At 65.2% G+C, this 13,674-nt stretch carries 14 protein-coding genes; 8 read left to right on the top strand and 6 right to left on the bottom strand.

Annotated features, from left to right (window positions below):
- Positions 1-4: 4 nt before the first annotated feature.
- Entirely contained in the window at positions 5-934 is a 930-nt protein-coding gene (locus tag LDO41_RS20755) for an SMP-30/gluconolactonase/LRE family protein (protein ID WP_223991638.1), read from the top strand.
- 23 nt (positions 935-957) lie between these two features.
- Positions 958-2,397: a CoA transferase gene (locus LDO41_RS20750; RefSeq protein ID WP_223991636.1), complete on the top strand. Its 1,440-nt coding sequence runs from the start codon at positions 958-960 to the stop codon at positions 2,395-2,397.
- A 10-nt stretch (positions 2,398-2,407) separates the two neighbouring features.
- On the opposite strand, the gene purB is transcribed toward LDO41_RS20750, so the two are convergent.
- Positions 2,408-3,784: an adenylosuccinate lyase gene (gene purB / locus LDO41_RS20745; RefSeq protein WP_223991634.1), complete on the bottom strand. Its 1,377-nt coding sequence runs from the start codon at positions 3,782-3,784 to the stop codon at positions 2,408-2,410.
- 322 nt (positions 3,785-4,106) lie between these two features.
- On the opposite strand from purB, the gene LDO41_RS20740 reads away from it, so the two are divergent.
- A complete protein-coding gene (locus LDO41_RS20740; RefSeq protein ID WP_223991632.1) occupies positions 4,107-4,721 on the top strand; it encodes a glutathione S-transferase N-terminal domain-containing protein in 615 nt (204 codons plus the stop codon).
- Positions 4,722-4,725: 4 nt separating this feature from the next.
- Here LDO41_RS20740 and mnmA read toward each other — a convergent pair whose 3' ends face one another.
- From mnmA to LDO41_RS20715, 5 genes are all read right to left on the bottom strand, one after another.
- Positions 4,726-5,814 carry a tRNA 2-thiouridine(34) synthase MnmA gene (mnmA, locus tag LDO41_RS20735; RefSeq protein ID WP_223991630.1) on the bottom strand — a complete coding sequence of 363 codons (1,089 nt, stop codon included), beginning with the start codon at positions 5,812-5,814 and terminating at the stop codon, positions 4,726-4,728.
- Complete coding sequence (locus LDO41_RS20730) at positions 5,811-6,302, bottom strand: NUDIX hydrolase (protein WP_223991628.1); 492 nt, start codon at positions 6,300-6,302, stop codon at positions 5,811-5,813. The genes mnmA and LDO41_RS20730 overlap by 4 nt, the downstream gene beginning before the upstream one ends.
- An 88-nt stretch (positions 6,303-6,390) precedes the next feature.
- Positions 6,391-7,305 (bottom strand): 4-hydroxy-tetrahydrodipicolinate synthase family protein, encoded by a 915-nt coding sequence (locus LDO41_RS20725; RefSeq protein WP_223991627.1) that lies wholly within the window; start codon positions 7,303-7,305, stop codon positions 6,391-6,393.
- Entirely contained in the window at positions 7,292-7,636 is a 345-nt protein-coding gene (locus LDO41_RS20720; protein ID WP_223991626.1) for a hypothetical protein, read from the bottom strand. The genes LDO41_RS20725 and LDO41_RS20720 overlap by 14 nt, the downstream gene beginning before the upstream one ends.
- Positions 7,637-7,743: 107 nt before the next feature.
- A complete protein-coding gene (locus LDO41_RS20715; protein ID WP_377741101.1) occupies positions 7,744-8,571 on the bottom strand; it encodes a TorF family putative porin in 828 nt (275 codons plus the stop codon).
- Positions 8,572-8,929: 358 nt separating this feature from the next.
- On the opposite strand from LDO41_RS20715, the gene LDO41_RS20710 reads away from it, so the two are divergent.
- From LDO41_RS20710 to LDO41_RS20690, 5 genes are all read left to right on the top strand, one after another.
- Positions 8,930-10,051, top strand: coding sequence for a Re/Si-specific NAD(P)(+) transhydrogenase subunit alpha (locus tag LDO41_RS20710; protein ID WP_223991624.1), 1,122 nt, complete (start codon positions 8,930-8,932; stop codon positions 10,049-10,051).
- Positions 10,052-10,132: 81 nt separating this feature from the next.
- Positions 10,133-10,495: an aspartate 1-decarboxylase gene (gene panD, locus LDO41_RS20705; protein ID WP_223991623.1), complete on the top strand. Its 363-nt coding sequence runs from the start codon at positions 10,133-10,135 to the stop codon at positions 10,493-10,495.
- Between the two features lie 115 nt (positions 10,496-10,610).
- Positions 10,611-10,934 carry a proton-translocating transhydrogenase family protein gene (locus LDO41_RS20700; RefSeq protein WP_223991622.1) on the top strand — a complete coding sequence of 108 codons (324 nt, stop codon included), beginning with the start codon at positions 10,611-10,613 and terminating at the stop codon, positions 10,932-10,934.
- On the top strand, positions 10,931-12,403 hold the full coding sequence (locus LDO41_RS20695) for an NAD(P)(+) transhydrogenase (Re/Si-specific) subunit beta (RefSeq protein WP_223991621.1): 1,473 nt from the start codon (positions 10,931-10,933) through the stop codon (positions 12,401-12,403). Before LDO41_RS20700 ends, LDO41_RS20695 begins: the two co-directional genes overlap by 4 nt.
- A 209-nt stretch (positions 12,404-12,612) precedes the next feature.
- A complete protein-coding gene (locus LDO41_RS20690; protein WP_223991620.1) occupies positions 12,613-13,656 on the top strand; it encodes a response regulator in 1,044 nt (347 codons plus the stop codon).
- The last annotated feature ends 18 nt before the right edge of the window (positions 13,657-13,674 follow it).

Genomic DNA, 13,674 nt, shown 5'->3' with positions numbered 1-13,674 from the left:
TCAGATGTGGAACGTCAACTTTACGCCGCCGCAGATCATTGAAGCGCGCGTGCTCACGCGCCTGCCGGACGCGTTGCGCATCGCGCGTCGCAGCGAGTGGGCCGATGCCAACAAACCCGGCCAGATCGTCGACAGCTTTCTGGAGGGACCGACCTTCGATCGTGCCGGCAATCTGTTCGTCACCGACATTCCGCACGGACGCATCTTCCGCATCTCGCCCGATCTGCGCTGGGAAGTGTTTGCCGAAACCGCGGGCTGGCCCAACGGCATCGCGATGCATCGCGACGGCAGCCTGTGGGTGGCGGACTATCGTTGCGGCCTGCTGCGCGTGGAGCCGATTCATGGCGATGTCGAGGTTGTACGTGGCCATCGCAACTCGGAAAGCTTTCGCGGGCTCAACGATCTGACGTTCGACGCGGAGGGCAATCTGTACTTTACGGATCAGGGGCAGACCGGCCTGCACGATCCCACGGGCCGCGTGTATCGTCTGCGGCCATCGGGGCAACTGGACCTGCTGCTGTCGAACGTGCCGAGCCCCAATGGCATCGCACTCGATCCGTCGCAACGCTTCCTCTACGTGGCCGCCACGCGCGCCAATTCGGTCTGGCGCATGCCGCTGCTGCCCGATGGCTCGGTTTCGAAGGCTGGCGCGTTTCAGACCTTCTTCGGCAACAGCGGACCCGACGGCCTCGCGATGGATGTCGACGGGCGCCTCGTGGTGGCCCATGCCAGCCTCGGCGGTGCGTTCGTGCTCGACGCGCAGGGGTGGTGTACGCACTTCGTCCGCAGTCCCATTGGCCTTCATGGTGGCACGGTGACCAATATCGCGTTTCGCCCCGGCACCAATCAACTCGTGCTGACCGAATCGGGCAGCGGCACGGTGCTCGTCGCCGATCTACCCGCCGCAGGCGCACAGCTGTTCTCCCACACTTAGTACCCGACTCAGGCACTCGACCAATGACGAGGATCCCAGCGTTTGCGGAACTGATGGCACTGCGCGGCGGCACAGCGCCGGACGCGGACGAGGTCTCGATCCTCGGTCGCGATCCGTTCCATCCCACCCCCTTCCGCGTTGGCGAAACCACAGCGGCGGTGCTGGCCGCGGTGGGTGTCGCCGCCAACGATATCTGGGCCGCGCGCACGGGTCGTCGCCAGTCGGTCACGATCGACGTCCGTCATGCGGCGGCAACCGTGCGCACGGTCGACTACACCCAGGCACCAAATGCCGATGGCACGTTCACGCATGTGCCGATCCCGCAGACCATGGCCCACATGCTCACGGTCACGCAGCCGTGGCCCACGCGCGACGGCCGCTGGTTCCTGCCGCACCTGAACCTGCCGCATCTGTCGCGGCGCGTGCTCGAGGTGCTCCAGTGCGACAGCACTCCCGACGCGGTGCGCGCCGCCGTGGCGCGCTGGGATGCCGATGCGCTCGAAGACGCGATCGCCGCCGCACGCGCGTGTGGTGGCACCATCCGCACGCGCGACGAATGGCTCGCGCATCCGCAGGGGCAATATCTCGCAAGCCGGCCCGTGGTCGAAGTCGATCGCATCGGCGTTGCGCCCGCGCCCGTCTGGACGTCCACCCGGACGCGCGATGCCACGCAACCACTGGCGGGCATTCGCGTGCTCGACCTCACACGTATCCTCGCCGGCCCGATCGCGGGCCGCACCCTCGCCGAACTCGGTGCCGATGTGTTAATGGTGACCGCGCCGCATCTGCCGCAGACACCCGAACACGTACGCGATACCAGCCACGGCAAGCGCAGCTGCTTCCTCGATCTGCGCCGCGACGATGACGCGCAACGCATGCGCGCGTTGATCGCCGAAGCCGACGTGCTCGTCGACGGCTATCGCCCGGGCGCGCTCGCGTCGCTGGGCTTCGACGACGCGACGCTGCGCGCGCTGCAGCCGTCGCTGGTGCACGTCTCGGTCAGTTGTTTCGGCTCAGGCGGCCCATGGGCCGAACGCGCGGGTTGGGAGCAGGTGGCGCAGGCGGTGACGGGGGTGTGCGAGGCGCAGGGCAACGCGATTGGCGCGGGACAGCCGAAGCTGGTCTTTGCCCCGGTGTGCGACTACACCACGGGCTACCTCGCCGCGTACGGCACGCTGCTCGCCCTCGCCCGTCGCGCGCGCGAAGGCGGCGGCTATCGCGTGCACACGGCGCTCGCGGGAGCGGCGATGCTGATACAGCGCCAGGGAATGACAGAGGGATTCGCGCATGCCACCGGTCGTCTCGACGACGAGGCCTTGCGGGCATGGCATGTGGAAGAGACGGGCCCGAACGGCACCTTGCGGACGCTCGGGCCGGCGCTGGGGCTGTCGGAAACCCCGCCGCGCTGGAGCCGCCCAACGCCAACGCTGGGCGGCGATGACGCGGCATGGCTGCCGCGTTAAATCAGATCATTCAGATCTTGTTGGCCAGCTCGACGGCCTTGCCGATGTAGCTGCCCGGCGTCATGTCCAGCAGCAGTTGCTTGGCATCGTCGGGAATCGCGAGGCCCGCGACGAACGTCTGCAGTGCTTCGCGCGAGATGCCCTTGCCGCGCGTGAGCTCCTTCAGTTGCTCGTACGGATTCGGCACGCCAAAACGACGCATCACGGTCTGCACCGGCTCGGCCAGCACTTCCCAGCAGTTGTCGAGATCTTCGTTGAGACGCTCGGGATTGGTCTCGAGCTTGCCCAGACCGCGCAGGCAGGCCTCGTAGGCCAGCAGGCTGTAGCCGAACGCCACGCCGATATTGCGCAGCACGGTCGAATCGGTCAGGTCACGCTGCCAGCGCGACACGGGCAGCTTTTCGGACAGATGGCGCAGCACCGCGTTGGCCAGACCCAGGTTGCCTTCGGAGTTCTCGAAGTCGATCGGGTTGACCTTGTGCGGCATCGTCGACGAACCGATTTCGCCAGCCTTGGTCTTCTGCTTGAAATAGCCCAGCGAGATATAGCCCCACACGTCGCGATCGAGGTCCAGCAGGATCGTGTTGGCACGCGCCACGGCATCGAACAGCTCGGCCATGTAGTCGTGCGGCTCGATCTGGATCGTGTACGGGTTGAACGACAGGCCCAGGCGCGATTCGATCACGTTCTTCGAGAACGACTCCCAGTCGAACGTCGGATACGCCGACAGGTGCGCGTTGTAGTTACCCACCGCGCCGTTCATCTTGCCCAGCAGTTCCACGCGCTCGATGCGCACGATCGCGCGCTCGAGACGCGCCGCCACGTTGGCCATTTCCTTGCCGAGCGTGGTCGGGCTCGCGGGCTGACCGTGCGTGCGCGACAGCATCGGCTGGGCGGCGTTGAGCTTGGCCAGTTCCACCAGGCGCGCATGCACGCGGCGCAGCGTGGGCACCACCACCGCCTCGCGCGCGCCCTTCAACATCATGCCGTGCGAGGTGTTGTTGATGTCTTCCGAGGTGCAGGCGAAGTGGATGAATTCGCTGGCGGCCTCGAGTTCGGCGTTGCCCTTGACCTGTTCCTTGAGCCAGTATTCCACGGCCTTGACGTCGTGGTTGGTCACCGCCTCGATGTCCTTGATGCGGCCCGCATCGGCTTCGGTGAAGTTCTCCACCAGCGCAAGCAGCTTGGCTTCTGATGCCGCCGAGAACTTCGGCACATCGGGCAGGCCCGCCTGCGACAGGGCGATCAGCCAGTGCACCTCGACCTTGACACGGTTGCGCATGAAGGCCGCTTCGGACAGCCATTCGCGCAGCGCATCGGCCTTGGAGGCGTAGCGGCCATCGATCGGGGACAGGGCCGTGAGCGGCGAAAGGGTAGACGTGGACATGCTGGCAACCGGGGAAAGGTGAGCGAAATGGGGGGCGAAATATGAGGCGACGGCAGGAGAAAGCGACCAATACGCCCCATGAGACACCGCTTTCGGGGCCTCGCGAGGGGCCGGCCGGCATCGCGCAAGGCGGGATTTTACCATCGTGCCCCGCGCTGTGCGATGGCCGCACAACAGTCGTGCGCGCATGCGTGCGCAAGGCCGCAATGGCGCGTCATTTCGGGGCGTGCGCGGGTATACTCGCGCACGCCGCTCCGGTAGCCTGTTATGAAGTGCATCTCCAGAGCGCCGATGCACTTCATAACAAGCTCAAGGGGAGAACATGAAGCTGTACGCATCCCGGACCAGTCCCTACGCGCGCAAGGTGCGCGTGGTGCTGGCTGAGAAGAAGATCGACTACCAGATGATCGAGGAGGATGTCTGGTCGCCGCACACCAACATCGGCCAGTTCAATCCGCTCGGCAAGGTGCCGTGCCTGATCATGGAAGATGGTGGCGCAGTATTCGATTCGCGCGTGATCGTCGAGTATGCGGACACGCTGTCGCCGGTCAGCCGCCTGATTCCGCAAGGGAGCCGCGAGCGGCTCGAGGTCCGTTGCTGGGAAGCGCTGGCCGATGGCGTGCTCGACGCCGCGCTGCTGGTGCGCGTGGAAAGCACGCAGCGCAGCGAGGCACAACGCAGCGATACGTGGGTCGCGCGCCAGCGTGGCAAGATCGACGCGGCACTGGTCGCCATGGCCAGCGGCCTCGGCGACCGGCCGTGGTGCACCGGCATCCACTACTCGCTGGCCGATGTGGCCATGGGCTGCGCGCTCGGCTATCTGGACTTCCGCTTTCCCGAGATCCCCTGGCGCGAACGGCATCCTACGCTGGCCGTGTTTCAGGAGAAAATCGAGAAGCGTCAGTCGTTCCTCGATACGCAGCCGCCGACGCCGTAATTGGCTATTGGATAATGCCGCCGCCCAGACAGACCTCACCGTCGTAAAGGACGGCGGATTGTCCGGGCGTCACCGCCCACTGGGCCTCGGCAAACGCGAGCTGCAATGCCTCGCCGCTCGCCTCCGCTACCGTGCAGGGCGCATCGCTCTGCCGGTAGCGCGTCTTGGCGGCAATCGCCAGACCAGTCTCCGGCGCCTCGCCCGCGACCCATGACAGGTCCGCCGCATCGAGCCGCGCGCTTAGCAGCCACGGATGATCGTGGCCCTGCACCACATACAGCGTGTTGTTCGCCATATCCTTGCGCGCGACGTACCATGCGTCGCCGCTGCCCTCGCGGCTGCCACCAAGGCCAATGCCCTTGCGCTGGCCCAGCGTGTAGAACGCCAGCCCGATATGCTCGCCCACCACCTTGCCGTCGTCGGTCTTCATCGGACCCGGCCTGGTCGGCAGATAGCGATTCAGGAATTCACGGAATGGCCGTTCGCCGATAAAGCAGATGCCGGTCGAATCCTTCTTCTTCGCATTGGGCAGCCCGATCTCCGCCGCGATCTCGCGCACCTGCGTTTTTGGGATCTCGCCCAGCGGAAACAACGTGCGCGACAGCTGCGCCTGATTCAACCGGTGCAGGAAGTAACTCTGGTCCTTGGTATGGTCGAACGCCTTCAGCAGTTCGAAGCGGCCGTTCGCGGCCTGACGCACGCGCGCATAGTGGCCAGTAGCGATCTGCTCCGCGCCCAGCGACATCGCATGGTCGAGGAACGCCTTGAACTTGATCTCGGCGTTGCACAGCACGTCAGGGTTCGGCGTACGTCCGGCCGAGTATTCGCGCAGGAAATCCGCGAACACACGATCCTTGTACTCGGCGGCAAAGTTCACCGCTTCCACGTCCACGCCGATAACGTCCGCGACCGACGCCACGTCGAGCCAGTCCTGGCGCGTGGAGCAATATTCGCTGTCGTCATCGTCCTCCCAGTTCTTCATGAACAGGCCGATGACTTCGTACCCCTGCTGCTTGAGCAGCCACGCGGTAACCGACGAGTCGACCCCGCCGGACATGCCGACCACGACGCGGCCTTTGGAGGCCCCGCTCATGACGCGTCCTCCGACGCCACCGCGGTCGAATGGGTATAGAGCACGTCGAGCGCGAAGCGCTTGCCGGCGACGTAATCTTCCACGCAGGCCAGCAACAGTGGCGTGCGATGCCGTTCGCGGCAGCCGCGCAACTCTTCGAGGCTCATCCACACCGTGCGCACGATGCCCGTATCGAGCTGACGGCCAGCGTCGAGCGACCCAAGGTCGCCCGTGAACGCGAAACGGATATAGGTGGTATCGCCCTGGTCGCGCGACGACAAACCCCGGCTCATATAGCAGCCGACCAGCGCGCGCGGCTCGAACGTATGCGCGGTTTCCTCGAGGGTTTCGCGGATGACGGCGTTGATCAGGCTCTCGCCCGCCTCGAGATGGCCGGCGGGCTGGTTGAGCCGCAGGCCCGCGGGCGTTTCTTCCTCGACCAGCAGGAAGCGGCCGCCGCGCTCGATAACCGCGGCAACCGTGACACTGGCGTTCCAGTCACGTGACATGATGCACAATTTTTAAGCAATCCGGCATTTTACCGGCTGCCGGTCGATCGTGCACCGGGTCGCCTCATCGGGGGACCATTCTGCCGCGTCAGGCCGCGTGCGCGTGCAGGGCCAGCCGTGGCGGCAGTTGCGCCAGCACGGCTTCCAGACGCCGTACCAGACCCGCATCGACGGGCGTCAGCGGCAGCCGCACCTCGTCGCGCGCATGGTTGCCCAGCGCCAGCGCGGCCTTGACCGGTGCCGGATTGGGCGCCGAGAACAACAGCTCGATCAGCGGCAGGAGCCGCGCAAACAGCGCGCGCGCACCGGCTGCGTCCCCGGCCCGCGCGAGTCGCAGCAGTTGCACGAACAGATCCGGGCGCACGTGCGCGGCGGCCGGCACCACACCGACACCGCCCGCCAGCAGGTGGTCGAGCATCGCGGCATCCTCGCCGCAATAAACATCGATACCCGCATGATTCGCCAGCACCCGCATACCGGCCGGATCGCACTCCTTGATCGCGCGCACCTGGCCATGCGCGGCCAGCCGCAGTGCCAGCGCGGGCGAAATCGACGCGCCGGTCCGCTTGGGAACGTTGTAGAGCATCAGCGAGCGCGCGGTCTGGCTGGCCACGCGGCGCACGTGCCAGGCGATGCCTTCGTCGGACACGCGCAAATAATATGGCGGGGGCACCAGGTAGCCAGCGAGATCGGCGAACCGCGCAAATCGCTCGAGGCGGCGCACCTGTTCGCACACCGCGCGCGTATCGACGGCGCCCACGCCCGCCATCACGGGTATCGCGCCATCCACGGCCTCGCACACCGCCGCGGTCAGCGCCAGACGTTCGGCGTCGTCGAGCAGGCCGCCCTCCCCCGTCGTGCCGAGCACGATCAGGCCATCGAGGCCCTCCGCGGCATACCACGCGGCAAGCCGCTGCGCGCAGTCGAGGTCGAGTTCGCCGTCGCGCATCGGCGTGATCATCGGCAGCCAGAGGCCGCCGCGCGGGCCATCAGTGTGCGGCATGATCGCTTCCAAGCAGAGTAGTCACACCGAATTCGGCGGCCGGCAAAGCGGCCATGATCGCGTGCATCGCGGCATCGCGGCCACCGCGCTCCACTTCCACATGCAGCGTGGTCTCTTCGTGGCGATGATCGACCTCCACGACGTAGACGCGTGCCAGTTCACCAATCGCGCGATGCAGCGTCTGCCGCAGCGCGAACACCTGAGCCGAAGCCACCGCAAGACGAATGCGGATCCTTTGACCATCACCTTCGGTGCGCGTGGCGCGCGGGGCGGTTGCCGGCCGGCGTCGCGGCACGGAAGCGAAGGCAATGGCAAGGCTGGTCTGTCGCATGGACGTTGACCCGCGCTGCGGCGGGTCATCTGTTGAACATGCTTCCATGCTAGGGACGCGCATCTCAATTTGATGCAGCAATGGGGCAGGCCGCTATCAAAAACGCGTCAAAACGTCTTGGTGATCGACGCGAACGCCGTGGCGCGCCCCATGTAGCGACCATGCGAGTTGGTGTAGACACCGCGTGCCGCGTTGGTGTCGATATAAGCCACCGACACCGCCAGCCCCTTGCCGAAGTCCTTCGTCACGCCGACCTTCCAGTCGGTGTACGACGCATCGGTAACGTTCTGCACCTTCTGATAGCCGACGTGCGCGTTGAACGTGAGGTCCCACACATTGAGCGGCACGTTGGCGGACAGGTCGACGTAATAGCTGTTCTTGCTGTCGGCAAAACCGAACAGGTTCGTCAGCGCGTGCGAGTACTTGAGCGACACCGGACCGTAGCCAACGCTCGCATACACCTCGGTGGTGTACGGGCGCGTAAAGCCCGACGGATAGTCGCCCGGGTAGTAGTACTCGAGCACGCCCACGTCGTACGCGATATCGGCGCCGGCGATGTTCACGCTATTCTTGAAGCCGCCGTAGAAGTCCATCTCGATCGGCGCCGACACCTGCGAGTTGCTGTCGGAAAGCCAGCTGATGTTCGAGTTCCAGTTGCCGAGGTAGAAGCCGCTCGCATGCGCGTAGTCGAAACCGCCCTGCACTGCGGGACGGCGATTGGTCTGCATGAGACCGCGATAGCGGTATTCGCTGGCCAGCGTCACGTTGGCCGTGAACGTGTGCGGCGAGACCTCGCCGGCGGTGGCGCTATCCGCAGCGGGCGCGGCAGGCGCGGCCGATGCTTCCTGCGCGAACGCGGACGGCATGGCGAGGCATGCGGCTACGGCGAAGGTGGTAGGGATAAGGGTGGAGGATACAGCGGAGAGAAGACGCATGAAGGTTGAAAAAGCGAGTTGAACAGTGCGTCCGCCCCGCGCCGCGCCGGGATGGCGTGGACCGCCAGGGCGGCGTGCCCGCCACGATACGGAGCGAGGTATCAAATCGGTGTCAAAAGGCGACCACCCGATGAGTGGCTCAGCATCAAATTGCCGGTTTCATGCGAAGAGAAAATGAGTGGTGGGTATCCGAGCAATTTTCCGACCGGTCAGCCACCATCCCCGTGCATATTCGGGTAAGCTGCGCAAAAACTGCGGTATCGGATTGATATCTCACGGGCTCGGACGTCTGCCCGTCCATGGATCGGCCTGACTTCGGTCGGAACGGTCATGACGCCACCAAAAGGAGAAATTGACGATGCACATCGGCATCCCGCTGGAAACGCGGGCAGGCGAAACTCGCGTCGCCGCCACCCCGGAAACCGTCAAGAAGTACGTCGCGCAGGGGCACCAGGTCACGGTGCAGTCCGGCGCGGGCGTCAGGGCGAGCCAGCCCGATGCCGCGTACGAGGCGGTGGGCGCGCGCATCGGCTCGGCAGCCGAAGCGTACGGCGCGGAGATCGTGCTCAAGGTACGTGCACCGGATGATGCCGAGCGCGCGCAGATGAAGCCCGGCACGGTGCTCATCGGCATGCTCAATCCGTTCGATATCGAAAACAACGCGCGCATGACGGCCGCCTCGATCACCGCATTCGCGCTCGAGGCCGCGCCGCGCACCACGCGTGCGCAGAGCATGGACGTACTGTCGTCGCAGGCCAATATCGCGGGCTACAAGGCCGTGCTGGTCGGCGCGCACCACTATCAGCGCTTCATGCCGATGCTGATGACCGCCGCCGGTACCGTCAAGGCGGCGCGCGTGCTGATTCTCGGCGCCGGCGTCGCGGGCCTGCAGGCCATCGCCACGGCCAAGCGCCTCGGCGCGGTGATCGAGGCTTCCGACGTACGGCCCGCCGTGAAGGAGCAGATCGAATCGCTGGGTGCCAAGTTCCTCGACGTGCCGTTCGTGACCGACGAGGAGCGCGAGATCGCGCAGGGCGTGGGCGGCTATGCGCGCCCGATGCCGGCCGACTGGATGCGCCGTCAGGCCGAGCTCGTGCACGAGCGCGCGCGCCAGGCCGATATCGTGATCACCACCGCGCTGATCCCGGGCCGCAAGGCGCCGGTGCTGCTGCAGGAAGAAACCGTCAAGCAGATGAAGCCCGGCTCGGTGGTGGTGGATCTGGCCGCCGCGCAGGGCGGCAACTGCCCGCTGACCGTGGCCGACGAAGTGGTGGAACGCCACGGCGTGACCCTGATCGGCCATACCAACCTCGCCAGCATGGTCGCCGCCGACGCTTCCGCGCTCTACGCGCGCAACGTGCTCGACTTCCTCAAGCTCGTCATCGACAAGGAAGGCCGCTACACGCTGAACCTCGAGGACGATATCGTCGCGGCCTGCCTGATGTGCCGCGACGGCCAGCTCGTCCGACAGGCTGCCTGACCTGCTTTACCCCGCTTTACCCACCGACGGCGCCGGCATGGACCGGCGCCGCATGTCTCACTCCTGAAGGACGTATCACCCATGCAACGCATCATGCTCCGCGCCAAGCTCCACCGCGTCACCGTGACGCAGGCGGACCTCAACTACGAGGGCTCGTGCGGAATCGACGAAGATCTGCTCGAAGCCGCCGACATGAAGGAATTCGAGAAGATCGAGCTGTACAACGTGAACAACGGCGAGCGCTTCTCGACATACATCATCAAGGGCGCGCGCGGTACCGGCGAGATCTCGCTCAATGGCGCCGCGGCCCGCCGCGCGCACCTTGGCGACCATCTGATCATCTGCACCTATGCGCCGATGACCGACGAGGAGATCCGCGTGTACAAACCGAAGGTCATCCTCGTGAACGAGAAGAACGGCATCAAGGAAATCAAGCAGGTCTGACCTGCGCCGGCGGGGCGTCCCGAGCCAGGGGCACCCCGCCGCAAGCGCTTTGATGCAGCGGAAGTCGACCCGGTTATCCGAATACTCAAGATCAAGCAAACGGAGGGAGAAGTCGATGGAGATGGTGAACCATACGGTGATCAATCTGATCATCTTCGTGCTGGCGATCTACGTGGGGTACCACGTGGTGTGGACCGTCACGCCCGCGCTGCATACGCCGCTGATGGCCGTGACCAATGCAATCTCGGCCATCATCATCGTTGGCGCGATGCTTGCGGCCGGCCTTACCGAAGGGGGCGTGGGCCGCGTCATGGGCACGCTCGCGGTGGCGCTCGCGGCGGTCAACGTGTTCGGCGGCTTCCTCGTGACCCAGCGCATGCTGGAGATGTTCAAGAAGAAGGAACCGAAGGCCAAGGCTGCCAAGGAGGGTGCGCAATGACCGTACTCGTCAGCATGAACCTCGTCACGCTGCTGTACCTCGTGGCATCGGTCTGCTTTATCCAGGCGCTCAAGGGCCTGTCGTCGCCCGGCACCGCGCGGCGCGGCAACGCGTTCGGCATGACCGGCATGGCCATCGCGGCCGTGACCACGCTGGTGCTGATCATCAAGCTCAAGAACGAATTCCTCGCGGCCGGCGCCGCGCAGCATTCGGTGGGCACCGGCATCGGCCTGATCTTCGCGGCGCTGATCGTCGGCGGCGGCATTGGCGCCTATGTGGCGCGCAAGGTCGAGATGACCAAGATGCCCGAGCTGGTAGCCGCCATGCACTCGCTGATCGGTCTTGCCGCCGTGTTCATCGCGGTGGCGGCCGTGGCGGAACCCGCCGCGTTCGGCATCACGGCACCGGGTTCGCATCTGATCCCCACGGGCAACCGCGTCGAACTGTTCATCGGCTGCTTCGTCGGCGCGATCACGTTCTCCGGCTCGGTCATCGCCTTCGGCAAACTCGCGGGGCGCTACAAGTTCCGCCTGTTCCAGGGCGCGCCGGTGGTGTTTCCGGGCCAGCACTGGCTGAACCTGCTGCTGGCCATCGCGATGGTCGGCTTCGGCATCATCTTCTTCATGTCGCAGGACTGGCTGCCGTTCCTGATCATGCTGGCCATCGCCTTCGTGCTCGGCGTGCTGATCATCATCCCGATCGGCGGCGCGGACATGCCCGTGGTGGTGTCGATGCTGAACTCGTACTCGGGCTGGGCGGCGGCGGGCATCGGCTTCTCGCTGAACAACCCGATGCTGATCATCGCGGGCTCGCTGGTCGGTTCGTCCGGTGCGATCCTCTCGTACATCATGTGCAAGGCGATGAACCGCTCGTTCTTCAACGTGATTCTCGGCGGCTTCGGCGGCGAAGCTGGTGGCGCGAGCGCGGGCAAGCAGGAACAGCGTCCGGTCAAGTCCGGCTCGGCCGACGACGCGTCGTTCCTGATGGGCAATGCCGAGACCGTGATCATCGTGCCGGGCTACGGCCTGGCCGTCGCGCGCGCGCAGCATGCGCTCAAGGAACTGACCTCGAAGCTCACCGAAAAGGGCGTCACGGTGAAGTACGCGATCCATCCTGTGGCGGGCCGCATGCCGGGCCACATGAACGTGCTGCTGGCCGAAGCCGAGGTGCCGTACGACCAGGTGTTCGAGATGGAGGACATCAACGGCGAGTTCGCGCAGGCCGACGTGGTGCTGGTCCTCGGTGCCAACGACGTGGTCAACCCGGCTGCCAAGACCGACCCGAAATCGCCGATCGCCGGCATGCCGATTCTCGAGGCCTACAAGGCCAAGACCATCATCGTGAACAAGCGCTCGATGGCCGCCGGCTATGCCGGTCTGGACAACGAACTGTTCTACATGGACAAGACCATGATGGTGTTTGGCGACGCCAAGAAGGTGGTCGAGGACATGGTCAAGGCGGTGGAGTAACCGCGCGGGTAACCCCATCGGCAGGGCTTCAGAATAAAGCGTTGTGAAGACCTGAAATCAACGATATCGAACTCATGCGGCCGGCTGACAACGCCGGCCGCTTGCTTTGGGGGGTGCGGCTTGCACGGCTTCGCTGGCGCGCTATACTGGCTTGCGTTTCTCTCCAGTCCTTCGCCGCCCAGACGAACCATCGCATTAACGATCGCACCATGACTTTCAACCCGCACGACAGAAACCTGTCGGTCTTCCATCACCCAGTCCTGACCGTGCTCGTGGACGACAGCAAGTCGTTTATCGAAAGTCTGGCCTTCCAGATGGATGCCTCGCGTGCGGTGGTCAGCTTTACCGATCCGCGCGAGGCACTGGCGTGGATTCGCGAGTCGTACGACACGCGTTACCCGGGTTTCCTGCCGGTGCGTGTCACCCATGACGACCTGACGTTCCTCAGCGAGCGTCGCACCGTGCAGCTCGATGTCGATCGCATCCATCGTCAGATCCACGACGTGCATCGCTTCCTGCAGCCGGGCGTGATCGTGGTCGACTACTCGATGCCGCAGATGGACGGGCTCGAGTTCTGCCAGGCACTGCAGGACCTGCCGTGCAAGACCATCCTGCTGACCGGCACGGCCGATGAAAGCATCGCGATCCAGGGCTTCAACAACGGTTTGATCGATCGCTACGTCAAGAAGCACGACCCGAACATGGTGGCGCGTCTGGGTCAGGAAATCGAGGCGCTGCAACAGCAATACTTCGCCACGCTGTCACGCACGCTGCGCGACCTGCTTACGCGGCATTCGTACTCGTTCCTGTCGGATCCCGTCATGGCCGAGCGCCTGCGGCAGACCGTGGCCCGCTACAACTTCGTCGAGTACTACCTGTATCCGAATCCGGTGGGAATTTTGCTGCTGACCGCGCAGGGCCATGCCACGCTGATGGTCATCGAGACCCGCGCCGGGCTCATGAACCAGGTGGAGTCGGCCGAAGCCTACGAAGCGCCGGCCGCGCTGATCGAAGGCCTGCGCGAAGGCCGCATCGTGCCGTTCTTCTGGCCCGGCAACGGCATGTACACGCCCGCCTGCGTCGACTGGGAACAGTATTGCCTGCCCGCGGAACGCTGCGAAGGCCGCGAGGAATATTTCTACGCGCTATTCGACCTGCCGCGCCATCTGCTGCAGGAGCCGGTGGTCAGCCTGCAGAGCTTCCTTGCCGAGTTCGCACGCAACCCGGAAGCGCTGACGCACCGCAAGGCCTGACCGGCCCCTCCCCTGTTT

Origin of the sequence: Cupriavidus pampae, assembly GCF_914271485.1 — a bacterium.
In the GTDB taxonomy this organism is placed as follows: domain Bacteria; phylum Pseudomonadota; class Gammaproteobacteria; order Burkholderiales; family Burkholderiaceae; genus Cupriavidus; species Cupriavidus pampae.
This window is presented reverse-complemented; position numbering and strand designations above follow the sequence as displayed.

Coding starts and splice junctions, on each gene's coding strand:
- LDO41_RS20755 (WP_223991638.1), top strand. CDS start 5: ATGTGGAACGTCAACTTTACGCCGCCGCAGATCATTGAAGCGCGCGTG.
- LDO41_RS20750 (WP_223991636.1), top strand. CDS start 958: ATGACGAGGATCCCAGCGTTTGCGGAACTGATGGCACTGCGCGGCGGC.
- purB (WP_223991634.1), bottom strand. CDS start 3,784: ATGTCCACGTCTACCCTTTCGCCGCTCACGGCCCTGTCCCCGATCGAT.
- LDO41_RS20740 (WP_223991632.1), top strand. CDS start 4,107: ATGAAGCTGTACGCATCCCGGACCAGTCCCTACGCGCGCAAGGTGCGC.
- mnmA (WP_223991630.1), bottom strand. CDS start 5,814: ATGAGCGGGGCCTCCAAAGGCCGCGTCGTGGTCGGCATGTCCGGCGGG.
- LDO41_RS20730 (WP_223991628.1), bottom strand. CDS start 6,302: ATGTCACGTGACTGGAACGCCAGTGTCACGGTTGCCGCGGTTATCGAG.
- LDO41_RS20725 (WP_223991627.1), bottom strand. CDS start 7,305: ATGCCGCACACTGATGGCCCGCGCGGCGGCCTCTGGCTGCCGATGATC.
- LDO41_RS20720 (WP_223991626.1), bottom strand. CDS start 7,636: ATGCGACAGACCAGCCTTGCCATTGCCTTCGCTTCCGTGCCGCGACGC.
- LDO41_RS20715 (WP_377741101.1), bottom strand. CDS start 8,571: ATGCGTCTTCTCTCCGCTGTATCCTCCACCCTTATCCCTACCACCTTC.
- LDO41_RS20710 (WP_223991624.1), top strand. CDS start 8,930: ATGCACATCGGCATCCCGCTGGAAACGCGGGCAGGCGAAACTCGCGTC.
- panD (WP_223991623.1), top strand. CDS start 10,133: ATGCAACGCATCATGCTCCGCGCCAAGCTCCACCGCGTCACCGTGACG.
- LDO41_RS20700 (WP_223991622.1), top strand. CDS start 10,611: ATGGAGATGGTGAACCATACGGTGATCAATCTGATCATCTTCGTGCTG.
- LDO41_RS20695 (WP_223991621.1), top strand. CDS start 10,931: ATGACCGTACTCGTCAGCATGAACCTCGTCACGCTGCTGTACCTCGTG.
- LDO41_RS20690 (WP_223991620.1), top strand. CDS start 12,613: ATGACTTTCAACCCGCACGACAGAAACCTGTCGGTCTTCCATCACCCA.